We start from the raw sequence: 22,167 nt of genomic DNA, 5'->3' as shown, positions 1-22,167 counted from the left end.
ATGCGCATTCTGATCGTCAATCCGAACACCACCCTATCCATGACCGAGAAGGCGGCGGCCGCAGCCCGCGCCGTCGCGGGCCCGAACACGGAGATCATCGCGAGGACGTCCAAGTCCGGACCGGCTTCGATCGAAGGCCACTATGATGGCGCGATCGCGCTTCCGGGCGTGCTCACCGAAATCCGGGACGGCGAAGCGGCAGGCGCCAACGCCGCCGTCATCGCATGCTTCGACGATACTGGTCTGGAAGCAGCCCGCGCGCTTGCCCGCATCCCCGTGGTCGGGCTTTGCGAATCCGCTGTGGCGACGGCCGCCATGCTTGCTCAGCGTTTCACCGTCGTGACCACACTCGAGCGGTCGCGTGTGCTTATCGAGAACCTGGTCATACGCTATGGGATGAGTGCCCGGACGAAGGTTCGCGCTGCGGACATCCCGGTGCTGCAGCTTGAGGACAAGGCTTCGCCCGCGTTGGCGAAGCTGCGATGCGAAATCGAGCTGGCGCTCGTTGAGGACGGCGCCGAGGCGATCGTGCTTGGCTGCGCCGGGATGGCCGATCTTGCGCGCGCACTTCAAGCCGAATACGGCGTTCCGGTCATTGATGGCGTATCGGCAGCCGTCAAGCAGGCCGAGGCGTTGGTGTCGCAAGGACTGACGACCAGCAAGCGCGGCTCCTATGCTCCGCCGCTCAGCAAATCCTATTCAGGTCTTATGAGCGCGCTCGCACCGATCTCGGCTTGAGACCGTACCGAGGGAAGCTCTCCGGCCACGGCGGCCAGCTGCGCGTTCGATGTGGCGGCTTCGGCAATGATCCACTCGCGAAACACCTGGATCTTGTTCTGCCGCCGGTGGCTTTGCGGATAGACCAGCCAATAGGCACGGCCATCCCTGACCACATGGTTGAACGGCCGGACGAGTTTTCCGCTGCGAAGCTCCTCAATCACAAAGGTGGAGACGACCATGGCAATGCCATGATCGAGCAATGTGGTGGCCACATCCATTGCCTGGACGTCGAAGATCAGCTCAGTGCCATTGCTGGCCGGCGGTTCCACGCCCGCTTCGGTCATCCAGCGCCGCCACCAGCTGGCGTTGCCGAAGCGCCTCACCGTGAGAACGTCGGCCGGATCCTTCAGCTGATGTTTTTCCAGGAACGTCGGCGTACAGACGGGCATGTATTCGATCGGGAAAAGAGGAAACACTTCATTGCCCGACCAGTCGCCGTTGCCGCTGCGCACCACGAGATCAATCGCATCGCGCTTGAAGTCGATCAGCTCCGTGGACATGTGCACGCGAATGCTGATGTTTGGATGGGCTGTCTGAAACGAGGCGAGCCTGGAACCAAGCCAACTTGAGACGACGGTTGGCAGTACCGAGATGTGCAGGTGATGCTCGGTCTTGTCGGCAATCTCGGAGAACGCCGTACCCAGTAGATCGAGCGCCTCGGTCACCTTCGGCGCAAGCTGCCGTCCGGCAGCCGTCAAGCGCACTTCCCGTGGCAGACGGACAAACAGCGGCGTGCCGGTGCGGTCCTCCAGCAGTCGGATTTGATAGCTGACAGCGGCTTGCGTCATGCCGAGCTCCTGCGCCGCGCGGGTGAAACTCAAGTGCCTGGCTGCGGCCTCGAACGCGCGCACCGCACTCATGGGGGGAATCTTGCTCATGAAGTGAGATAAGCATTCTTTATGGCAGCATGCGAGAAATCGCTTTGCGCGAAACCACCAAAATCCTCAATTTTCTCGCGAACACATCACCACAGAACTGAAGGGGTTAGCAATGCTTAGCGCACTGCGATCGATCATCCTCCACGTCTGGACTTCGGCCAAGAGAGCTGCCGACGCCACGACGACCATCGATACATTCAGCGAGTTCCAACTGAGGGACATCGGCCTGACGCGAGACAATGACAGCATCCGGGCGCGCGCGGGCGATGTTGCTGATCCGTGGCAGCACGTAGCGGGCTCTGATCCGGGCGGTGCCCTTTCGCCGCAGACGCCAAATGATGAAGTCGCGTCGCCGCCCTTGCGACAAACTTTCGACCTCGGCCGAATGGAGAAAATAAAGACATAAACATTTCTTTATACGATTGACGCCGTCGACTTTGCGGGGCATTGTCGAACAATCGTGGTTCTGCGGCTCGTCTGACGACAGGCCGGAGCTAAGAGGGAATTCGGTGCGGCGCCGCAAGGCGCTCATGCCGGAGCTGCCCCCGCAACTGTAAGCGGCGAGCGGTCGTCCAATGATGTCACTGAGGGAGACGCCTCGGGAAGACGGGACGGTTCGTGTTGACCCGCAAGCCAGGAGACCTGCCGCGATAGATAACGTCCACGGGCGGGGTGTCCGATGTGTCGCCTTGACGAGCGAGCCAGTCTCGGTCGTGGATGCGTCGCATTCAAAGCCTTGCCCACAACCTTCGGGGTAAGGAAATGACCATCAAGACAGCCAATCTCGGCTTTCCACGTATCGGCAGCCACCGTGAACTGAAGTTCGCGCTGGAGCGCTATTGGGCCGGCAAGATCGAGAGACAGGACCTGCTCGACGTCGCCGCCAGGCTGCGGGCCGAAAACTGGGCCGCGCAAAAGGCGCGTGGGATCCAGATCATTCCATCGAACGACTTCTCGCTTTACGACCAGGTTCTCGACACATCAGTGCTGGTTGGTGCGGTGCCACCGGCCTATGGCTGGAAGGGCGGCCCGGTCGACCTCGACGCCTATTTCGCCATGGCGCGCGGTTCGACGACTGCCGCCTGCGCGTCCGGTTGCACGCATGGCGGGCCCGACGGGGGCAACCAGGCGCTGGAGATGACCAAGTGGTTCGACACGAACTACCACTACATGGTTCCGGAATTCGCGGAGGATCAGCGCTTCGAGCTGACGCGCAATGCGCCGCTTGACGCCTTCCTCGAAGCCAAGGCGCTCGGGCATGTCACCCGCCCTGTCGTCCTCGGCCCCGTCACCTTCCTGAAACTGGGCAAGGCGCTTGCCGGCGGATTCGACACCATCAATCTGATCGAGCGGCTGCTGCCTGTTTATACGAAGCTTCTCACCGAGCTTGGGGAAGCCGGCGTCGAATGGGTGCAGATCGACGAGCCATGCCTGGTGCTCGATCTCACTGAGCGGGAACGCCAGGCGCTGGCGCTGACCTACCAGACGTTCGCCTCGGAACTTCCGCAGTTGAAAATCATGCTCGCGACCTATTTCGGCGCGGTCAGTGACAACATGCCGACAGCCCTTTCGCTGCCGGTTGCCGGGCTGCATGTCGACCTCGTGCGGGCGCCGCAACAGCTCGACTTGCTACTTCAGACGGTACCGGCACAGCTTGTGCTGTCGCTCGGCGTCGTCGATGGCCGCAATGTGTGGCGTACCGATCTTGCCGGCCTCTTCCGCCGGCTGCAGCCGTTGATCGAGGCGCATGGCCGCGATCGCATCGAGCTTGCACCGTCGTGCTCGCTGCTGCACGTGCCAATCGACCTCGATCTCGAACGAGCGCTCGATCCGGAGCTCGGCTCCTGGCTTGCCTTCGCCCTGCAGAAGCTGGACGAACTCAGCCTGCTTGCCCGCGCATTCGAGCCGGGCCTGGCCAATCCCGAGCAGGTCTTTGCAAAATCGATTGCTGCGGTCGAGGCACGGCTGACCTCGCTCAAGGTCCACGATCCACTCGTTGCCGGACGCTTGAAGAACCTGACGGCAGCAGACAGCCGCCGTCAATCGAGTTTTGCAACGCGCCGGCGCCGGCACGAAGACAGGCTGGCACTGCCGCTCTTCCCGACGACGACGATCGGCTCCTTCCCGCAGACGTCAGAGGTGCGCCAGGCACGATCGCTGCATGCCAAGGGCGAGCTCAGCTATGTCGACTACCTCGCCTACCTGCGCCAGGAGACGGAGAAGGCCGTGCGCTGGCAGGAGGAAATCGGCATCGAGGTGCTGGTGCACGGCGAATTCGAGCGCAACGACATGGTGCAGTATTTCGGCGAGCAGCTCTCCGGCTATGGGTTCACTCAGAGCGGTTGGGTGCAGAGCTACGGCTCGCGCTACGTACGCCCGCCGATCATCTTCGGCGATGTCTCGCGCCCGAACCCGATGACGGTCGATTGGGCAACCTATGCGCAGTCGCTGACGGACAAGCCGATGAAGGGCATGCTCACCGGCCCGGTGACGATGCTGCAATGGTCGTTCGTGCGCGACGACCTGCCCCGGTCGATCGTATGCCGGCAGATCGCACTGGCGCTGCGCGACGAAGTCACCGACCTGGAAACGGCCGGTATCGCCGTGATCCAGATCGACGAACCGGCGCTGCGCGAGGGACTGCCACTGAGACAGGCCGATCGAAAGGCCTATCTCGACTGGGCGGTCGGGTGCTTCCGCATCAGCGCCTCCGGCGTCGGTGACGAAACCCAGATCCACACCCACATGTGCTACTCGGAGTTCAACGACATCATGGCGGCGATTGCGGCAATGGATGCCGATGTCATCTCCATCGAAACCTCGCGCTCGAAGATGGAGTTGCTCGGCGCCTTTATCGATCAGGCCTATCCGAACGAGATCGGCCCCGGCGTCTACGACATCCACTCGCCGCGGGTACCCACTGTCAACGAGATGGTGCATCTGATCGAACAGGCGACCGACGGTCTGACGCCGGCGCAGATCTGGGTCAATCCGGATTGTGGTCTGAAAACAAGGCGGTGGGAGGAAGTTCGCCCGGCACTCGTCAACATGGTGCAGGCGGCGCAAGCGCTGCGGCGATCCTTTGCTGCCGCCCGGCGAGAAGCCGCAAACGCATGATGGGCGACAGCACTATCGAGACGGCGCCGGGGGAACCCCCGGCGCCTGCCACCTGGGTGCAGCCTTGGACAAACGGGCAATGAAATTTGATCGAAGGCTACCTCAGAGGCATTATGAACCCGCCATCGAGCCATGCCGATATCTCAAGCAAATTACACCTCGACGGCGTCGCCTCTATTTACTCGCCCGGTCCATCCACAAACTTGCACGTTGCTTCCGTTATCCCTGCGTCGAGGCACTTCCACTTCTGTTCAACAAGATTCATTATCCTTGTCAGGAAGCGGGAAAAATCCTTGTTGTTAGAACTTCGCGTGCTGACTCCAAACACGTGAGCTTGCGCATCGGCAACACAAGTCGCTAGCTCCAATTCTCTTACATCATCGTTCGCTATAACGAGCCCTCTATCGAATAGTCCGTCCTCTGAGAAATTGATATAGGATGCGCAGTCGCCAGAACCGGCATTCGCAGAACCATCCAAAATACTCTTGACATCCCCATCGAAATGGAACGAGGCCAATTTTTTATAGTCTATTTTCCCGCTGACAATAATTTTATTTTCAAAAATTATACTAATTGAACTCTTCCCAAGTTTCGTTTCTGGTCTCGTATCAACTCTCGCCGCAACGGCTAGCAATTTTATGACAGAGAATGCCACGTCTCTTTGATTTAATGATCCGCCACTTAGACCAATTCCAATATACTCTGGAAAGGGTACAAAATGTAAGACTTCACCACGCATTGGGCCAAAAAAGTCATTATTTTGAGAGGCGTAAGCGGGAGCAGGAATGCTGCACACAACAGCCAGCCCGGCCAAAAAGAAATATTGCCTGACGATGCTTCTTTCAGTCACAGAACAAACCCTACAAGCTGGGGCCAGCCTTGAACGCCAGGAAGCGCATGCCCTACACTTCACGATCGTCTGCCCGCACTCGCCATAGCACCTGACCGCACCCGAAGCGAGAGCGCGGAGACTAACACAACCTTATCTCCCCAGCTCGCTTCGAACGCCAACATCGTGCCACACCTGATGCCGGTAAGATCGCACCGATGGCGCGGACCCATCGCGGGCCCTGTGAATATCAAGTCCTGGGCCGCAAAAGCTTCGACCGGCGCTCACGATCTGAATGGCACGGTCACGTTCCCAACTGGCGGCACTCACGAGATGAGTGTGCCGCCATCCACAGGCTTCGCCGACACTTGTCGTTTACTCCCCGCTATCCACACCCGAAAAAATATTGTCCGCCTCCCAGGTGGCTTCGACATGGAACCTATTGACGCAATTTTCCCGACATATACTATATCTAGTGTTCGAGGTTCTCCCGATTCGCAAGGATTGGGAGCGAAGATGGGAATACGGTGCCGTCGTAGCGATTTCGCTTGGCTAAGCCGTGGCTGCCCCCGCAACTGTAAACGGCGAGCAACTGTCCAGCATTCGGCCACTGAAGCATGATGCTTCGGGAAGGTCCGGACAGAAGCACCGACCCGTGAGCCAGGAGACCTGCCTCGATCGATAAACGTCCACGGGCGGGGTGTCCGGAGAGGTCAGAGGTGTGCATGGGGCAGGATGAAACCTGCCTGATCGTCTCGACGTCTCCCCGGAAGCGCCGTCTTCAACTTCGGGGTGAAGTCATGTCCGCGTCATCGAATTCCTATCATTCGCCAATGAAGAGGCGCGGGAAGCCGCGAATCTGACGAACAACCGCGCCCGGGTCTTCTCGACCCGAGCAAGCGGTCATCCTGCCAGTCCTGCATTTCGCCGGATCGCTTGTGCGTATCCGCATGCCTTTTCATGCCCAGATCCAGCCGACCAAACGAGGAAGAAATGAACGTCACCGTCTACAGCAAGCCCGCCTGCGTCCAGTGCACCGCAACCTATCGCGCGCTCGACCGCCAGGGCGTCAACTACGAGGTGATCGACATTTCGGTCGACCAGGACGCGTTCGAGACGGTCAAGGGCCTTGGCTACATGCAGGTTCCCGTCGTCATCGCCGGTCCGGAGCACTGGGCAGGCTTCCGCCCCGACAAGATCAGCGCGCTGTCCTGAAGCCGAGGTACGGCGCGATGGGGCTGATCGTCTATTTTTCTACCCGCTCGGAAAACACCCATCGCTTCGTCGGCAAGGTCGGCCTGCGCGCCAGACGCATTCCCGTCAGCACGACTGACGCGCCGCTCGACGTGCACGAACCCTATGTGCTCGTCGTCCCGACCTATTGCGGCGACGACGGTCGGGGTGCCGTGCCCAAACAAGTGATCCGCTTCCTCAACAATGCGGACAACCGCTCCCACATCCGCGGCGTGATTGCCGCGGGCAACAGCAATTTCGGCGCGACCTACGGGATCGCCGGCGACGTGATCTCGGCCAAGTGCCAGGTGCCCTATCTCTACCGGTTCGAACTGTTGGGAACCGATGAGGACGTCGCCAATGTCAAAAACGGGATGGAACGATTTTGGACGTCTCAACACTCGAACGCCCCTTGAAGGCGACGGAATCGGCGCTCGATTACCACGCGCTGAACGCCATGCTGAACCTCTATGACGAGGACGGCCGGATACAGCTCGACAAGGACCGGTTGGCGGCAAAGCAGTACTTCCTGCAGCACGTCAACCAGAACACTGTGTTCTTCCATAACCTGCGCGAAAAACTCGATTACCTCGTCACCGAGGGCTACTACGAGCAGGAGATTCTCGACCAGTATTCGTTCAACTTCGTGCGCGACCTGTTCGATCACTCCTATGACAAGAAGTTCCGTTTCCCGACCTTTCTCGGCGCCTTCAAATATTACACCAGCTACACGCTGAAGACCTTCGACGGGAAGCGCTACCTCGAGCGCTACGAGGACCGGGTCTGCATGGTGGCGCTGACGCTGGCGCGCGGCGACGAGGCGCTGGCGCGCGACATGGTCGACGAGATCATCTCCGGTCGCTTCCAGCCTGCGACCCCGACCTTCCTCAACGCCGGCAAGAGGCAGCGCGGCGAGCTCGTCTCCTGCTTTCTGCTCAGGGTCGAGGACAACATGGAGAGTATCGCGCGCGGCATTAATTCGGCGCTACAATTGTCGAAGCGCGGCGGCGGCGTGGCGCTGTCGCTCACCAACATCCGCGAGGCCGGCGCCCCGATCAAGCAGATCGAAAACCAGTCGTCCGGCATCATTCCCGTGATGAAGCTGCTGGAGGATTCGTTCTCCTACGCCAACCAGCTTGGCGCCCGCCAGGGTGCCGGCGCCGTCTATCTCAACGCCCACCACCCCGACATCATGCGTTTCCTCGACACCAAGCGGGAGAACGCCGACGAGAAGATCCGTATCAAGACGCTGTCGCTGGGCGTCGTCGTTCCCGACATCACCTTCGAACTCGCCAAGAACAACGAGGACATGTACCTGTTCTCGCCCTATGACGTGGAGCGTGTCTACGGCGTTGCCTTCACCGACATCTCGGTCACGGAAAAATACCGGGAAATGGTCGCCGACAGCCGGATCCGCAAGAAGAAGATCAAGGCGCGCGAGTTCTTCCAGGTGCTGGCCGAAATCCAGTTCGAGTCGGGCTATCCCTACATCATGTTCGAAGACACGGTGAACCGCGCCAACCCGATCGCCGGCCGCATCACCATGAGCAACCTCTGCTCAGAAATCCTCCAGGTCAGCGAAGCCAGCGAGTACAATGACGACCTGTCCTACAAGCACCTGGGCAAGGACATCTCCTGCAATCTCGGCTCGCTGAATATCGCCGCCGCGATGGATTCGTCCGATTTCGGCAAGACGATCGAGACATCGATCCGGGCGCTGACCGCGGTCTCCGACATGAGCCATATCGCCTCGGTTCCCTCCGTCGAGAAGGGCAATGACGACAGCCATGCGATCGGCCTCGGCCAGATGAACCTGCACGGCTATCTCGCCCGCGAACGCGTCTATTACGGTTCGCAAGAAGGCATCGACTTCACCAATATCTATTTCTACACGGTGACCTACCACGCCATCCGCGCCTCGAACCGCATCGCGGTCGAACGCGGGTCGAGCTTCAAGGGCTTCGAGAACTCGAAATACGCCTCCGGCGAGTATTTCGACAAATACACCGAGCAGGAATGGAAGCCGGCAACCGAGAGGGTGCGCGAACTGTTTGAAACCGCTGGTGTGCAGATCCCGACGCAGGAAGACTGGCTGGAACTCAAGAGGGCGGTGATCACCTCCGGCCTCTACAACCAGAACCTGCAGGCGGTGCCGCCGACCGGCTCAATCTCCTACATCAACCATTCGACCTCCTCCATCCACCCGATCGTTTCGAAGATCGAGATCCGCAAGGAAGGCAAGATCGGCCGTGTCTACTATCCGGCCGCCTTCATGACCAACGACAATCTCGACTACTATCAAGATGCCTATGAGATCGGCCCGGAGAAGATCATCGACACCTATGCGGCGGCGACCCAGCATGTCGACCAGGGCCTGTCATTGACGCTGTTCTTCAAGGATACGGCGACGACCCGCGACATCAACCGCGCGCAGATCCATGCCTGGAAGAAGGGCATCAAGACGATCTACTACATCCGCCTTCGTCAGATGGCACTGTCCGGCACGGAAGTGCAGGGCTGCGTCTCCTGCGCACTGTGATACTCCGGGGAACACGATGAACATCCAAGTGAAGACCAAGGCGCCCAAGAGCCCGCGGGCCGTGCGCGCCATCAACTGGAACCGTATCGAGGACGACAAGGACCTCGAGGTCTGGAACCGGCTCACCGGCAATTTCTGGCTGCCGGAAAAGGTGCCGCTCTCCAACGACATTCCCTCCTGGGCAGCACTTCGGCCGGAAGAGCAGCAGCTGACGATCCGCGTTTTCACCGGCCTGACCCTGCTCGACACGATTCAGACGAGCATCGGCGCGCCGACGCTGATGGCGGACTCGATCACGCCGCATGAGGAAGCTGTTTATTCCAACATCTCCTTCATGGAGGCGGTGCATGCCCGCTCCTATTCCTCGATCTTCTCGACGCTTTGCTCGACGCCTGACGTCGACGACGCCTATCGCTGGTCGGAGGAGAACGAACACCTCCAGAAGAAGTCGGCGCTCATTCTCGAGCACTATCGCACAGCGGATCCGTTGAAGCGCAAGATTGCCAGCGTCTTCCTCGAGAGCTTCCTGTTCTACTCCGGCTTCTATCTGCCGATGTACTGGTCGAGCCGCGCCAAGCTGACCAACACCGCCGACATGATCCGCCTCATCATTCGCGACGAGGCGGTGCACGGCTATTACATCGGCTACAAGTTCCAGAAGGGCCTGGAGCGGTTAAGCGACGAGCGTCGGCAGGAGATGAAGGATTTCGCCTTCGACCTGCTGCTCGAACTCTACGACAACGAGGCGAAATATACCGAGTCGCTTTACGACAGCGTCGGCCTGACCGAGGACGTGAAGAAGTTCCTGCATTACAACGCCAACAAGGCACTGATGAACCTCGGCTATGAGGCGCTGTTTCCGGCCGACGCCTGCAAGGTCAATCCGGCAATCCTGTCGGCGCTGTCGCCGAATGCCGACGAGAACCACGACTTCTTTTCGGGGTCAGGCTCCTCCTATGTCATCGGCAAGGCGGTTGCGACCGAAGACGAAGACTGGGATTTCTGACAAGCGCGCCGCACTCCGTTGCTGAGCCAATAGCAAAGCGGCCGGTGAAGACGAGAAGGTCTTCACCGGCCGTCCTGTTTCAACTGCGCGAAGCGAGGTGGTGTTACTCCGCCGGCACGACACGGCTGCGGCCGATGGTTGCCTGTGTCAGCAGGAACGCGCTGACCGCGCAAATCGCAATGCCCGCGGCCATCGGAAGCGCCGTTCCGTTGAAGAAGACGGCAGCAACGATCATGGCGACAGCCGCCGTGACAAAATGCAGCGTCCCCATCAGCGCCGATGCCGTGCCGGCAATCTCGCCGTGATCCTCGAGCGCCAGCACCGCGGAGGTCGGGATGACCAGACCGAGCGCACCGTAGCCGACGAACAGGAATACGGCCATGACCGGCAACTGGTTGAAGCCGAGGCTCATGACGATGAACATGCTGGCCATGGTCAAGGCAAAGCCGGCGACGGCAAGCTGCATGACCCGGACGAGACCGAAACGATCGCCAAGCCAACCCGTTGCCTGCGAGACCGCGAAGAACGATACCGCGTTGATCGAGAAGGCGAAGCTGTATTGCGTCGGCGTCAGGCCATAATGATCGATCAGCACGAAGGGCGAATTTGCGAGGTAGACGAGGAAGCTCGAAATGCCGAGGCCACCGATGAAGGTGAGCGTCAGGAAGTTCCGGTCGCTCAGAAGCAGCCGGTAGGCGGCAATCGCGCTGCCGAAATTGCTGTCGGCCCTGTCCTTCTTCGGACGGGTCTCAGCCAATTGGGTCGACAGCAGGATCAGGCCAATGAAGGCTGCGATCATGACGGCATAGAAAACGCCGCGCCAGCCGTAGAACTCGATGACGGCGCTGCCAGTCAGAGGCGCCAGGATCGGCGAGATGCTGAACACCAGCATCAGCAGCGACATCAGGCGTGCCGCCTGAACGCCGGTGTGCATGTCACGAACGATGGCGCGCGGAATGACCATGCCGGCGGCACCGCCAATACCTTGCAGGAAGCGGAAGGCGATGAGCGTTTCGATATCGGTCGCGAGCGCGCAGCCGATGCTGGCCAGCGCGAACAGGCCGATGCCGAGATAGAGCGGCGCCTTGCGGCCCCACATATCCGAGAGTGGGCCATAGACGAGCTGGAAAATTGCAAAGGAAATGAAGAAGGCGAGCAGGCTAAGCTGCACGACACCGGTCTCTGCGGCGAGATCCTTGCCGATCGACGGCAGCGCGGGGAGATACATGTCGATTGCGAAAGGCCCGATCGCTGAAATCAGACCGAGGACTATGGCAGTGCGTAGAAAGGACGCCGTCATGGTGATGATCTTTCAGAGGTCGCGAAACGAACGAGGACGCGCGCCTGCATTCGTTGCCGCCGGGATTGAAACTGGAATGAGCCGGTCGTGCCAGGATCGAACGTCCGGGAGACGCATCCTGCGCTGACCTATGTGGTCCATAATTTTGGACACACATGTCAAATTAGACACTATTGTCCAAACCGTCAACATGTCCTATCGTCGGATCATGAAAAAACGACAAGCCGCCTTGCCGACCGCCGGTGGCCCCACCCAGAAGGGTCAATGCGCCAAACGCATCTCGATCCTCGACGCCGCCGCAGAGGTCTTCTGCCGCGAAGGCTTTTCCGGCGCCAGCATAGACGAAATCGCCGCGGAAGCCTGTGTTTCCAGGCAGACCATCTACAATCACTACCGCGAAAAAGAGACGCTGTTCATGGCGGTGGTGCAGGATATCCTCGACCGAACCAACGCCGCGCTGTTCTCGATCCTCGCGACCTTCCCGCAACGGGCAGACAATCTCGAGGACGACCTCACTGCCTTTGCAGTGCGCCTCAACAGGAACTGCATCTGCAATCAGGACGGCAAGTTCATCCAGAAGCTGGTCGAGACCGAGGGAGAGCGATATCCCGAGCTGATCAGGATCTGGCGCGAACAGGGACCGGGCAAGATCGGCGCGGCACTCTCGGCACTGTTTGCCCGGCTTGCCCACGCGGCCCCGCTTGAGATCGACGACCTCGACTTGGCCGCTCGGCAATTCCTGGCCTTGATCAAGGCGGACATGCAGATAGCCGGTCCTTTTGGCGAAGCTCCAACGGAGGAGCAATTGCAGACCTCTGCCCGCAACGCCGTCAGGACCTTCCTGCGCGCCTATGGCAGGGTCGAGACCGAACGAGCCCAGAAAAAAGCCGGTCGCCTCGACCAATCGGCTTGACCGCCAGTCGCTCTGACCAATTCAGTCACCCTGACGTCTTCGCGACGCACCTAAGACCAACGCCCCTCCGCATCTCCGATCACCTAACCAGTGATCTGGAACCCCTGCACCGGATCGGGCAGGGCGACCGGTTCGGTTTCGACGCTGACGACAGAGGCATCCGCCGGCCCCATCCAGAGCCGCTCGACCATGTTTGCGAGCGCAGCATCGGAGCCGACGATCATCGCCGCCACCGATCCGTCGCGCTCGTTGCGCACCCAGCCGGTCACGCCGAGGCGCTCGGCCTCGCGGCGGGTCCAGATACGGAAGCTGACGCCCTGTACCCTTCCGCTGACACGAACCAGCATCGCCTTGCGCTCTCTGATCATGATCGCACCTGTTTTTTGTTATAGAAGAGAAACTGGAGCGAAGGCGAACAAAGACAAGCCACCTGACGTTGCGGGCGCCTGCGACGCCGGGCCGTTTCCACATCGGGCGAAGTTGCGGAATGGCTCCGTCGCCTTGTTTTGACGCATTTCCGGACGGAAGACCGCTTCGCAGTTCTCCTGGAAATTTCCTATGGCGCCGCCGCCAAAATGCGTCCCTTCATGTTGGGATGAAAGCGGCAATAATAATCGATCAGCCCCGCCTCCCGCACGACGAGACTTGCGGTCTTCTTCGCCGGGATCAACACCTCCCAACCACCCTTCACGGTCGCTGTATGGACGAGGATGTCCCTGTTGACCCACTCGATCGTGTCGCCGATGCGTGCCTCGATCTCTGCGGGAACAAACGCCATTTTTTCGATCGTCACGCGGATTGTCTCTGCTTGAGCATCCACTGCGCCATTGCCGAGCAGGAGCCCGGCAATGGCAACGAGATAAAACCCGGATCGCATGGCTGCGCCCTACTTCAGCGATGCGGCAACATGTTCTGCATGCTGCTGGTGGCCTTGAAAGATCTTCAAGCCGGTCTCAAGCAGTGCCTTAAGTTCGGAATTGCTGGCCGATGGAATGAGCAGGGTCTCCAGGGCTCCGTTCACCTGCTTGTGGTAGGCGACTTCATTGTCGACATAGGCTTTATCGAAGCTCGCGCCGTCGAGCGTGGCAAGCTTGGCACGTTCGTCGTCAGCTGCTTTCGAGAGCGCCTTGCTGGTATCGTTGTCCTCCGGCGTCACCTTGAGTTTCTTGACGAGATCGAGCGCCTGCGTATTCACCGCCTCATGGTCGCGCATCATATCTTCGGCAAACGAAACGACGTCCTTGTTGCCGGACTTCGAGATCGCAAGCTTGGCATTTTCCACATCGATCACTCCGGCCGTATAGGCGATGTGAGCGATCTGTGGGTCGGTCGGCTTATCCGCTGCCTGTGCCGGGATCACAAGCCCGAGCAGGCAAAGCGTGACGAGCGCGGTCATTGGCCGAATGTTCATGGAAACCTCCTTGTTCCGCGCAGGGCGCGGACCCTGTTTGCAGTTGACATCCATTGGATGCCGCCTGCCCGCAAAGGTTCCCGCCGGTCAGCTGGAAAGGCCAAGCCGCTTCATGACCGCCGCGGTCAGCCGCGCACAGCGCCGCCCGGCAAAGGGGAAAGCATCGAGCAAAACCGGGCCGATCTGCTCATGCAACTGTTTGCGCACCAGCTGCCGCGCCCGATGCAACCGTGTCTTGACCGTCTCGGGGCGTAACCCAAGCAGATCAGCCGTTTCCTCCACGCTCAGCCCCTCTATCACCCGCGCGACGAAAACCGTTCTGTAGATATCGGGCAGATTGTCGGTCGCCCGTTCGACGAGTTGCAGGATCTGCCGCTGCGCCATCGTGCGTTCGGGATCATCGGCACTTGCCGGCAGCGGGAACTGGATGATCGTCGCATTGCGGCCATCGCCGATCGAGCCCAGGGCGTCGGCTTTGCGGCGTCCCCGGCGCAACCGGCCGAGCGCCTCGTTGATGACGATGCGTGACAGCCAGGTTCCAAGCGACGATTCGCCACGAAAGCTTGCGAGATGCGCAAAGGCCAGCACATAGGCTTCCTGCACGATGTCTTCGGCTTCACTGTCGTTTCGAACGACGCCTCGGGCAATGCGGTAGAGGCGCTGGTTGTGAACCTGCATGATCGCTAGGAAGGCTTGCCCGTCACCGGCGATCGCCCTTTGCGCCAGTGCCACATCCGCGGTCGGGTCCGTGATCGCCAGCGCGCCTGTTCGAATGTCTGCCATGGCCGAGCCTCCCGCAGCATTAGATGCACGGTTCCGCCAAAGGTTCCCGTCATTTTTCCAATTGCAGACACCGTGCCGTTCTTTTTGGAACCTCTTCAGAGAATGCGGTTGCGCCATTGTGGTCCTGCCTTGGCCGCCTGACGTCGAATGGCCTGCCGACCACTCAAGCGAGAGGCGTCTAAATTTCTCGCGTTACCCTGTTATTCTTTTCATCGCGTACTTTTAAAAATTGACGCGCGCAAAGTTTTATGGTTTTTACATCATCGCCAAGACGGTGATGGGAGGCCCCTCCTGCTTGGCCGCCAAGACCAAAGGCCCACATCGTTTCCAAGGGAGGAAACCCATGAACATGCCCCGTATTCTCAAGGCGCTTGTCGCCGGCACGGCACTGACCCTGATTGCTTCCGCCGCATCGGCCGAAGGCATCGGCGCCTCGCTCTTGACCCAGCAGCATCCGTTCTACATCGAGCTTGCCGACGCGATGAAAGCCGAGGCGAAAGAGAAGAACGTCGCGCTCGAAGTTGCGATTGCCAACCAGGATCTCAACAAGCAACTCGCCGACGTCGAGGATTTCATCGTCAAGGGCGTTGACGTGATCGTCATTTCGCCGGTCGACAGCCAGGGCGTGCGCGCCGCGATCGAAAAGGCCGAGAAGGCCGGCATCAAGGTGATCACCGTCGACGTGCCTGCCAACGGCGCGACCGTCACCTCGCATATCGGCACCGATAATTTCACCGGCGGCGTCAAGGCTGGCGAACTGATGGCAAAGGTTCTCGAGAACAAGGGCAAGGTCGCCGTTATCGACTACCCAACCGTCCAGTCGGTCGTGAACCGCGTCAACGGCTTCAAGGAAGCGATCGCCAAGCATCCGGAGATGGAAATCGTCGCCATCCAGACCGGCATCACCCGCGCCGAAGCACTCGCAGCGGCACAGAACATGCTGCAGGCCAACCCTGACATCACCGGCATTTTCGGCTTCGGTGATGACGCAGCGCTTGCTGCAGCGGTTGCCGTCAAGGCGGCGGGCCTCGAATCCCAGGTCAAGGTCATCGGCTTCGATGGCATGAAGGAAGCCCGCGACGCTGTCGACACCAACCCGGTGATGGTCGGCGTGATCCAGCAGTTCCCCGACCAGATGGGCAAGCAGGCCGTCGACACTGCCGTCAAGGTTGCCGCCGGCGAACAGGTTCCGGCCGAACAGCCGATCGTGCCCGGCGTCTACACCGCAAAGTAAGTCCTCCCAGGACAGCCGCCGCCCGAGGGCGGCGGCACCAACACGACGAACGCCTCCGCCTGCTGCCGACAAAAACGGGCAGCAATTCGAAGTGCTACAGCGACCTTTGCGCGTCTGATGAGACACGTTGCGCTGCAGCCCGGAGGCGCTTCTCGGCGCGATCCAAGGAGGCCGCCATGCATGGTTCGACCACGGACACCGTTCTCAAGATCAGCAATGTCACGAAGTCATTCGGGCAGGTTGCCGCGTTGAAGAGCATGCGGCTCGATGTCCGCCGCGGCCGCGTGCATACGCTGCTCGGCGAAAACGGTGCCGGCAAATCGACATTGATGAAAATTCTTGCCGGCGTTCACAGCGCGACGTCAGGCGACATTACCCTCGACAATCAACCCTATCGCCCCACCAACCCGCAGCAGGCAGCAGCGCTCGGGCTTGCGATCGTGTTCCAGGAATTGAGCCTCTGCAACAACCTGACGGTGGCGGAGAATATTCTGGCGACGCGCGAGCCGCGCAAGTTCGGCTTCATCAACGATAAGGCGCTCGTTGCCAGGGCAAGGTCGATCGTCGCTGAACTCGGGCTGCCGATCGACGTCACCGAGAAGGTCGGCAATCTCTCGATCGCCCAGCGGCAGCTGGTCGAGATCGCCAAGGGCCTCAGCCATGAGGCAAAGGTCGTCATTCTCGACGAGCCGACCTCGTCGCTCAGCGACAGCGAGGCCGAGATCCTGTTCGACATCATCGGCCGGCTGAAAAGCCGCGGCGTCGCGGTCATCTATATTTCCCACCGCATGGAAGAGATCATGCGGCTCAGCGACGACATCACCGTCATCCGCGATGGTGAGTATGTCTCCACTCACGATCGCAACGACGTCACGATCGAGGCGCTGATTGCGCTGATGGTCGGCCGTCGGATGGAGGAGATCTATCCGCCCCCAATCCACGTTCGCTCGACGGAGATTACTTCGGATCAGCCTCCGGTCCTGGCGGTCGAGCGTCTGACGCGCGACGAGGAATTCGCCGATATTTCCTTCACGGTCGGCGCCGGCGAGATCCTCGGCTTCTTCGGCCTCGTCGGCTCAGGTCGCTCCGAAGTGATGAACGCACTGTTCGGCATGAAGAACGCGAGCGGCACGGTTCGCCTCGACGGCAAGGAGGTTCGCTTCCGCTCGCCGGCCGAAGCGATTGCCCGCGGCATCGGCTTCGTCACCGAAAACCGCAAGGAAGAAGGCCTCGTGCTCGGGCACAGCGTCGAGTGGAACATTTCCATGGCGGCATTGCCTGACTTCACCGGCCCGTTTGGCTTTACCCGCGGCAGCGCCGAGCGCAAGGCAGCGGCAGCCGAGGTCGGCAGGCTTGCCATCAAGACGCGCTCGCTCGACACGCCGGCAGGCTCTCTCAGCGGCGGCAACCAGCAGAAGATCGTGCTCGCCAAATGGCTCCTGACCCGGCCGAAGGTGCTGATCCTCGACGAGCCGACCCGCGGCGTCGACGTCGGCGCGAAATTCGAAATCTACAAGATCATCGCCAGCTGGCGGCCGAAGGAACGGCGATCCTGCTGATCTCCTCCGAGCTGCCGGAGGTGCTTGGAATGAGCGACCGCGTGGTCGTCATGCATGAAGGCGTGCTCGGCGCGACCCTCGCCGGCACCGACCTTACCCCCGAAACGATCATGGCGCACGCGACAGGTTTCCAATCATGACCCAGCAAACTGCAGCCCAGGCCGCCCTCGTCAGGGCATTGAAGCAATATGGCGGCATCTTCCTCTCGCTGGTGATGCTCTGCGTCATCTTCTCGTTCCTCAATCCCCGGTTCATGTCGGTCGTCAACTTCATGAACATCCTGCAGCAGGTGGCCGTGATCGCGATTGCCGCCTTCGGCATGACCTGGGTGATCCTGCTCGGTGAGATCGACCTGTCGGTCGGCTCGATCATCGCAGTCGCCGGCATGGTCGGGGCGCAATGTTTCGCCTTCGGGCTCGGCTTCGGCCCGGCACTCGCGGTAACTATCGTGGCGGGCGCGCTGATGGGGATGCTCAACGGCGTGTTGACGGCAAAACTGCTACTGCCGTCGTTCATCGTCACCGTCGCCACGATGGGCATCTATCGCGGCCTCGTCAGCCTGCCGACCAACGGCGCGCCGGCGATGATCGACAACGCGACATGGACCGCCATCGGCACCGAGAGCTTCCTCCGCCTGCCCACCATCATCTGGGTCGTTGCCGTGCTCTTCGTCATCAACCAGATCGTGCTCAGCAAGACGAGCTTCGGTCGTCGCGCCTATCTTACCGGCGGCAACCGCGAAGCGGCTGTTTATTCCGGCATCAAGGTCGATCGCCTCAAGATCATCATCTTCATGATCTCGGGCGTGATGGCGGCGATCAGCGGCGTGCTGCTCTCCTCGCGCCTCTTTTCCGCCCAGACCAATGCCGGCATGAGCTACGAGCTCGATGCCATCGCCGCGGCCGTTCTCGGCGGCACCTCGCTTGCTGGCGGTGTCGGCACCATGGTCGGCACGCTCATCGGCGCGCTCATCATCGGCGTGATGAACAACGGCATGAACATGCTTTCCATCCCCTATTTCTACCAGCTCATCGTCAAGGGCCTCGTGATCCTTGTCGCCGTTTGGCTCGACGTTCGCGCCAAACAGGCAAAGCGCTGACCCGGCACGAGTGAAACCCATGCACAAGATACTGACGATCGGCGAGATCCTCGTCGAGATCATCGCCACCGAAAAGGGCGACGGCTTCCGGCAGGCGACACCACTGGTCGGGCCTTTCCCTTCCGGCGCGCCCGCCATCTTCATCGACCAGGTCGGCAAGCTCGGCCAGGCGAGCGCGATCATTTCCCGCGTTGGCGGCGACGACTTCGGTCACGTCAACCTCGCCCGCCTTGAGGCGGACGGCGTCGATACCTCCGGCATCGCGGTCGATCCGCTCGCCACAACCGGCAGCGCCTTCGTTCGCTACCGTCATGACGGCAGCCGTGCCTTCGTCTTCAACATCCGCGACAGCGCCTGCGGCACCATTTCCCTCGATGACAACGCAATCGCGCTGGTTCAAAGCTGCAGCCACCTGCATGTGATGGGGTCGTCGCTCTACGCTCCGAGCGTGGTCGAGAGCATTCTCGCCGCAATCGACATCATCAAGGCAGCCGGTGGCACGGTCTCCTTCGATCCGAACCTTCGCGCAGAAATCCTCGAAAGCCCGGGGATGCGGGAAGCGCTGAGGACAGTCCTTGCCAAGACCGACGTGTTCCTGCCGAGCGGCGCCGAACTCTTCCTGTTCACTGAAGCGAAAACCGAGGCGGACGCCATCGCCGAACTTCTCGCCTCCGGCATCAGGGTCATCGTGGTCAAGCGCGGCGCCGAAGGCGCCAGCTACTTCGATGCGGAAACGACGCTCTCCCTGCCCGGCTTTGCCGTCGAAGAGATCGATCCGACCGGCGCGGGCGACTGCTTCGGCGCCACCTTCGTCACCTGTTGGCTGAATGACGCCAGCCCCCGCGAAGCGCTTGAACTCGCCAACGCGTCGGGCGCTCGCGCCGTGATGATCTCCGGCCCGATGGAGGGCGCATCGACGAGAGCAGAACTCGAAGCCTTCATCAGCGCGCGAAAGGATTGAAGACCATGAAACCCAATTATCTGATCGACATTGCCCAGTGGCGCGACCGTCCGGGCCTGCGCGGTATTCCTTCGATCTGCTCGGCGCATCCGCTGGTCATCGAGGCCGCAATGCTGCGTGCCCTTAGGGAAGACACCCATCTCTTGATCGAGGCGACCTGCAACCAGGTCAATCAAGACGGCGGATATACCGGCATGACGCCCGCCGATTTCACCCGTTTCGTCGGGGAGATCGCCGCAAAGACCGGCTTCCCGATCGAAAACATCATCCTCGGCGGAGACCATCTCGGCCCCAACCCGTGGAAACATCTGCCGGCCGATGAGGCGATGGACAAGGCGGAAGCGATGATCCGCGCCTATGCCGCGGCCGGCTTCACCAAGCTGCATCTCGATACCAGCATGGGCTGCGCCGGCGAACCCGTCGCCCTTCCCGATGCGACGACGGCGTTGCGTGCCGCGCGGCTTGCCGCCGCCGCCGAAGATGCCATCCGCGGACGTAACGGCATCGCCCCGGTCTACATCATCGGCACCGAGGTGCCTGTTCCCGGCGGCGCGCTCGAGGAACTGGATACGCTCGAAGTTACCGCACCCGAAGCAGCCGTCGAGACCGTCGATATTCATCGGCAGGCGTTCAGCGATGCAGGTGCCGGCGAGGCCTTCTCCCGGGTTGTCGGCGCCGTCGTCCAGCCGGGCGTCGAATTCGGCAACGAGAACGTGATCGCCTATGACCGGCCGAGGGCCGCTCAGTTGAGCGCAAGCCTGGCCGAGCTAAACGGCCTCGTCTTCGAGGCGCATTCCACCGACTACCAGACGCAAGAAGCACTTCGTGATCTGGTGACGGATGGTTTTGCCATCCTCAAGGTCGGCCCCGGCCTCACGTTTGCATTGCGTGAAGCGCTTTACGGGCTCGACCAGATCGCCGCGTTCCTGTTTCCCGATGCGCGATCCAAAACGCTGGCCGAGGTCACCGAAGAGGTCATGCGCGAGGAGCCGGGCAACTGGGGCAAGTATTATCACGGCTCGCCCGACGCGCTGCGTCTTCAGCGCCATTTCTCCTACAGCGACCGCATCCGCTATTACTGGCCGCACCCGAAGGTCGCGACTGCAGTGGAAGAGCTTCTTCGCCTGCTCGATGGCGTCACCATCCCCGAGACGCTGATCAGCCAGTATCTTTCGGGCAGTTACGAGCGCGTGCGAGACGGTCAGGTGCCGCCGCAAGCAAAGGCCCTGGCGATTGCCGCCGTCGATGCGGTTCTGGAGGATTACTTCACCGCCTGCAAAGGATAGATCCGACCGTTCATTCCGTGAATATTTCGTAGTCGACACTGCCTATCCCTCGGAAATAAATCTATAAACGAAACCCAAAAGAAGAATGGGGGCGCTTCGACCGTGGACAGACAAATCAAGACGATGGAGGATTTTTCGGAGTTCGTCGGTTTGTCGCGCCCCACTGTCTCCAAATACTTCAACGATCCGACTTCGGTTCGCAAGAAGACCCGCGACGCCATCGAGGCCGCGATCAAGCAATCCGGCTTCCGGCCCAACATCTTCGCCGTCAATCTCAACCGGCGGCGAACCAATATTCTTGGCGTCATCGTTCCCAATTCGACCGACCCGTTCTACATGGCGCTGACGCGGCGGATCGAACATATCGCCAACCAGGCGGGCTTTCTCGCCTTCGTTCTCTCCTCCGACGGCAAGCCGGAGATGGAAGAGCGCGCCATCGAAACCTTCAAGTCGATGAATGTCGCCGGCGCGATCATCGCCCCGCTCGGCGTCCAGTCCCATCACCAAAAACTCACCTCGCTCGGCGAGAGCATCCCGCTTGTTTATGTCGACTCGCCGCTCGACGGCAGTTCCTCCTTCGTCGGCACGGACAACCGCCAGAGCTTCAAGCTGATGGTCGATTATCTCTGCCGGTCCGGCGCACCGCCCTGCTACTTCGGCATGCCGCCGGTCAACAACAACGCGCTCGCCCGCCAACACGCCTATGAGGAGGCGATGCAGCAGCTGAAGATGGAGGATCCCGTCATCGTGCCGACGGCGCCGAACGCCTCGTGGGATTTCGAAAAGTTCGGCTACGACGAAACGCTGCGCATTCTGGGAGAAGGCGGTTTTCCGACGAAGACGGTGCTGTGCGCCAACGACCGCGTTGCCTTCGGCGTGATTGCGGCGGCCTTCCAGTCCGGCGTCAAGGTCGGCCGCGAACCGGACAGTGACCTGCGGGTGGCAGGCCACGACGACCATCCGCTGTCGCGCTACACCTGTCCACCGCTGACGACTGTGGCGCAGAACTACAACGAGATCGGCCGGCTGGCGATCGAGCTGCTACTGTTCAAGCTCGGCGAAACTGAGAACGACGACCAGGCCTTCCCCGCGGACGAGCGCATTCTGCTCAGCGCCGAGATCATGCTGCGCGGCTCGGCCTAGCGGTGCCCTTTCAAGACGTGTTCGTCTGGATAGAACAACGCCGGAAGCCATCTTTGAACTCTCCGAGAACAATCGAGACAAACGTCAATACTTGAC

The 22,167-nt window shown here is 60.7% G+C and carries 19 protein-coding genes, 1 pseudogene and 2 riboswitches; of the genes and pseudogenes, 13 read left to right on the top strand and 7 right to left on the bottom strand.

Features of this window, described 5'->3' with window-relative positions; genetic code table 11:
- Positions 1-738: an aspartate/glutamate racemase family protein gene (locus tag BKP54_RS12980; RefSeq protein ID WP_057221902.1), complete on the top strand. Its 738-nt coding sequence runs from the start codon at positions 1-3 to the stop codon at positions 736-738.
- On the opposite strand, the gene BKP54_RS12975 is transcribed toward BKP54_RS12980, so the two are convergent.
- Complete coding sequence (locus BKP54_RS12975; RefSeq protein ID WP_057209885.1) at positions 696-1,640, bottom strand: LysR substrate-binding domain-containing protein; 945 nt, start codon at positions 1,638-1,640, stop codon at positions 696-698. The two genes, BKP54_RS12980 and BKP54_RS12975, sit on opposite strands and share 43 nt — an antisense overlap.
- A 462-nt stretch (positions 1,641-2,102) precedes the next feature.
- Positions 2,103-2,323, top strand: a riboswitch (cobalamin riboswitch).
- Positions 2,324-2,420: 97 nt separating this feature from the next.
- Between BKP54_RS12975 and metE the strand changes: the two genes are divergently transcribed.
- Positions 2,421-4,775, top strand: a complete 2,355-nt coding sequence (gene metE, locus BKP54_RS12965) for a 5-methyltetrahydropteroyltriglutamate--homocysteine S-methyltransferase (RefSeq protein ID WP_057222830.1) — start codon at positions 2,421-2,423, stop codon at positions 4,773-4,775.
- Positions 4,776-4,953: 178 nt separating this feature from the next.
- Here the strand turns inward: metE and BKP54_RS35050 are convergent, their stop codons facing one another.
- On the bottom strand, positions 4,954-5,625 hold the full coding sequence (locus BKP54_RS35050) for a hypothetical protein (protein WP_128090410.1): 672 nt from the start codon (positions 5,623-5,625) through the stop codon (positions 4,954-4,956).
- 444 nt (positions 5,626-6,069) lie between these two features.
- Positions 6,070-6,296, top strand: a riboswitch (cobalamin riboswitch).
- A gap of 301 nt (positions 6,297-6,597) precedes the next feature.
- Here BKP54_RS35050 and nrdH point away from each other — a divergent pair.
- Genes nrdH through nrdF form a run of 4 tightly spaced genes read left to right on the top strand, consistent with a single transcriptional unit; the run spans position 6,598 to position 10,382 of the window.
- Positions 6,598-6,819, top strand: coding sequence for a glutaredoxin-like protein NrdH (nrdH, locus tag BKP54_RS12955; protein ID WP_025429316.1), 222 nt, complete (start codon positions 6,598-6,600; stop codon positions 6,817-6,819).
- Between the two features lie 17 nt (positions 6,820-6,836).
- On the top strand, positions 6,837-7,253 hold the full coding sequence (gene nrdI, locus BKP54_RS12950; RefSeq protein WP_057222828.1) for a class Ib ribonucleoside-diphosphate reductase assembly flavoprotein NrdI: 417 nt from the start codon (positions 6,837-6,839) through the stop codon (positions 7,251-7,253).
- The gene (nrdE, locus tag BKP54_RS12945; protein ID WP_057222827.1) at positions 7,223-9,376 is read left to right on the top strand and encodes a class 1b ribonucleoside-diphosphate reductase subunit alpha; all 2,154 of its coding nucleotides are present in this window, start codon (positions 7,223-7,225) and stop codon (positions 9,374-9,376) included. Before nrdI ends, nrdE begins: the two co-directional genes overlap by 31 nt.
- 16 nt (positions 9,377-9,392) lie before the next feature.
- On the top strand, positions 9,393-10,382 hold the full coding sequence (gene nrdF / locus BKP54_RS12940) for a class 1b ribonucleoside-diphosphate reductase subunit beta (protein ID WP_057209892.1): 990 nt from the start codon (positions 9,393-9,395) through the stop codon (positions 10,380-10,382).
- A gap of 103 nt (positions 10,383-10,485) precedes the next feature.
- On the opposite strand, the gene BKP54_RS12935 is transcribed toward nrdF, so the two are convergent.
- The gene (locus BKP54_RS12935) at positions 10,486-11,682 is read right to left on the bottom strand and encodes a multidrug effflux MFS transporter (RefSeq protein ID WP_057209894.1); all 1,197 of its coding nucleotides are present in this window, start codon (positions 11,680-11,682) and stop codon (positions 10,486-10,488) included.
- A gap of 208 nt (positions 11,683-11,890) precedes the next feature.
- On the opposite strand from BKP54_RS12935, the gene BKP54_RS12930 reads away from it, so the two are divergent.
- Positions 11,891-12,595 carry a TetR/AcrR family transcriptional regulator gene (locus BKP54_RS12930; RefSeq protein WP_057210106.1) on the top strand — a complete coding sequence of 235 codons (705 nt, stop codon included), beginning with the start codon at positions 11,891-11,893 and terminating at the stop codon, positions 12,593-12,595.
- An 83-nt stretch (positions 12,596-12,678) separates the two neighbouring features.
- Here BKP54_RS12930 and BKP54_RS12925 read toward each other — a convergent pair whose 3' ends face one another.
- The 4 genes from BKP54_RS12925 to BKP54_RS12910 form a co-directional block, all read right to left on the bottom strand.
- Entirely contained in the window at positions 12,679-12,963 is a 285-nt protein-coding gene (locus tag BKP54_RS12925; protein WP_025429322.1) for an acylphosphatase, read from the bottom strand.
- 188 nt (positions 12,964-13,151) lie between these two features.
- Positions 13,152-13,472, bottom strand: coding sequence for a cupredoxin family copper-binding protein (locus tag BKP54_RS12920; protein WP_025429323.1), 321 nt, complete (start codon positions 13,470-13,472; stop codon positions 13,152-13,154).
- Between the two features lie 9 nt (positions 13,473-13,481).
- Entirely contained in the window at positions 13,482-14,006 is a 525-nt protein-coding gene (locus tag BKP54_RS12915) for a DUF4142 domain-containing protein (protein ID WP_084814536.1), read from the bottom strand.
- Positions 14,007-14,093: 87 nt separating this feature from the next.
- Positions 14,094-14,789 (bottom strand): RNA polymerase sigma factor, encoded by a 696-nt coding sequence (locus tag BKP54_RS12910; RefSeq protein WP_084814497.1) that lies wholly within the window; start codon positions 14,787-14,789, stop codon positions 14,094-14,096.
- Positions 14,790-15,132: 343 nt separating this feature from the next.
- On the opposite strand from BKP54_RS12910, the gene BKP54_RS12905 reads away from it, so the two are divergent.
- The 6 genes and pseudogenes from BKP54_RS12905 to BKP54_RS12880 all read left to right on the top strand — a co-directional run bounded on the left by BKP54_RS12905 (position 15,133) and on the right by BKP54_RS12880 (position 22,071).
- Entirely contained in the window at positions 15,133-16,023 is an 891-nt protein-coding gene (locus tag BKP54_RS12905) for a substrate-binding domain-containing protein (protein ID WP_025429326.1), read from the top strand.
- Positions 16,024-16,199: 176 nt separating this feature from the next.
- A pseudogene (locus BKP54_RS12900) lies at positions 16,200-17,722 on the top strand (sugar ABC transporter ATP-binding protein).
- Entirely contained in the window at positions 17,719-18,681 is a 963-nt protein-coding gene (locus BKP54_RS12895; protein ID WP_057209896.1) for an ABC transporter permease, read from the top strand. The pseudogene BKP54_RS12900 and the gene BKP54_RS12895 overlap by 4 nt, the downstream one beginning before the upstream one ends.
- Positions 18,682-18,700: 19 nt before the next feature.
- On the top strand, positions 18,701-19,642 hold the full coding sequence (locus BKP54_RS12890; RefSeq protein WP_057209899.1) for a sugar kinase: 942 nt from the start codon (positions 18,701-18,703) through the stop codon (positions 19,640-19,642).
- Positions 19,643-19,647: 5 nt separating this feature from the next.
- Positions 19,648-20,928 (top strand): D-tagatose-bisphosphate aldolase, class II, non-catalytic subunit, encoded by a 1,281-nt coding sequence (locus BKP54_RS12885; protein ID WP_057209901.1) that lies wholly within the window; start codon positions 19,648-19,650, stop codon positions 20,926-20,928.
- A gap of 123 nt (positions 20,929-21,051) precedes the next feature.
- Positions 21,052-22,071 carry a LacI family DNA-binding transcriptional regulator gene (locus BKP54_RS12880; protein WP_084814535.1) on the top strand — a complete coding sequence of 340 codons (1,020 nt, stop codon included), beginning with the start codon at positions 21,052-21,054 and terminating at the stop codon, positions 22,069-22,071.
- Positions 22,072-22,167: the final 96 nt, after the last annotated feature.

This window comes from Ensifer sp. 1H6 (assembly GCF_001976035.1).
GTDB lineage: Bacteria > Pseudomonadota > Alphaproteobacteria > Rhizobiales > Rhizobiaceae > Ensifer > Ensifer canadensis.
This window is presented reverse-complemented; position numbering and strand designations above follow the sequence as displayed.

What these genes read in the sequence shown, in the direction of transcription:
- BKP54_RS12980 (WP_057221902.1), top strand. Translation starts at nt 1, where the DNA reads ATGCGCATTCTGATCGTCAATCCGAACACCACCCTATCCATGACCGAG.
- BKP54_RS12975 (WP_057209885.1), bottom strand. Translation starts at nt 1,640, where the DNA reads ATGAGTGCGGTGCGCGCGTTCGAGGCCGCAGCCAGGCACTTGAGTTTC.
- metE (WP_057222830.1), top strand. Translation starts at nt 2,421, where the DNA reads ATGACCATCAAGACAGCCAATCTCGGCTTTCCACGTATCGGCAGCCAC.
- nrdH (WP_025429316.1), top strand. Translation starts at nt 6,598, where the DNA reads ATGAACGTCACCGTCTACAGCAAGCCCGCCTGCGTCCAGTGCACCGCA.
- nrdI (WP_057222828.1), top strand. Translation starts at nt 6,837, where the DNA reads ATGGGGCTGATCGTCTATTTTTCTACCCGCTCGGAAAACACCCATCGC.
- nrdF (WP_057209892.1), top strand. Translation starts at nt 9,393, where the DNA reads ATGAACATCCAAGTGAAGACCAAGGCGCCCAAGAGCCCGCGGGCCGTG.
- BKP54_RS12935 (WP_057209894.1), bottom strand. Translation starts at nt 11,682, where the DNA reads ATGACGGCGTCCTTTCTACGCACTGCCATAGTCCTCGGTCTGATTTCA.
- BKP54_RS12930 (WP_057210106.1), top strand. Translation starts at nt 11,891, where the DNA reads ATGAAAAAACGACAAGCCGCCTTGCCGACCGCCGGTGGCCCCACCCAG.
- BKP54_RS12925 (WP_025429322.1), bottom strand. Translation starts at nt 12,963, where the DNA reads ATGATCAGAGAGCGCAAGGCGATGCTGGTTCGTGTCAGCGGAAGGGTA.
- BKP54_RS12920 (WP_025429323.1), bottom strand. Translation starts at nt 13,472, where the DNA reads ATGCGATCCGGGTTTTATCTCGTTGCCATTGCCGGGCTCCTGCTCGGC.
- BKP54_RS12915 (WP_084814536.1), bottom strand. Translation starts at nt 14,006, where the DNA reads ATGAACATTCGGCCAATGACCGCGCTCGTCACGCTTTGCCTGCTCGGG.
- BKP54_RS12910 (WP_084814497.1), bottom strand. Translation starts at nt 14,789, where the DNA reads ATGGCAGACATTCGAACAGGCGCGCTGGCGATCACGGACCCGACCGCG.
- BKP54_RS12905 (WP_025429326.1), top strand. Translation starts at nt 15,133, where the DNA reads ATGAACATGCCCCGTATTCTCAAGGCGCTTGTCGCCGGCACGGCACTG.
- BKP54_RS12895 (WP_057209896.1), top strand. Translation starts at nt 17,719, where the DNA reads ATGACCCAGCAAACTGCAGCCCAGGCCGCCCTCGTCAGGGCATTGAAG.
- BKP54_RS12890 (WP_057209899.1), top strand. Translation starts at nt 18,701, where the DNA reads ATGCACAAGATACTGACGATCGGCGAGATCCTCGTCGAGATCATCGCC.
- BKP54_RS12885 (WP_057209901.1), top strand. Translation starts at nt 19,648, where the DNA reads ATGAAACCCAATTATCTGATCGACATTGCCCAGTGGCGCGACCGTCCG.
- BKP54_RS12880 (WP_084814535.1), top strand. Translation starts at nt 21,052, where the DNA reads ATGGAGGATTTTTCGGAGTTCGTCGGTTTGTCGCGCCCCACTGTCTCC.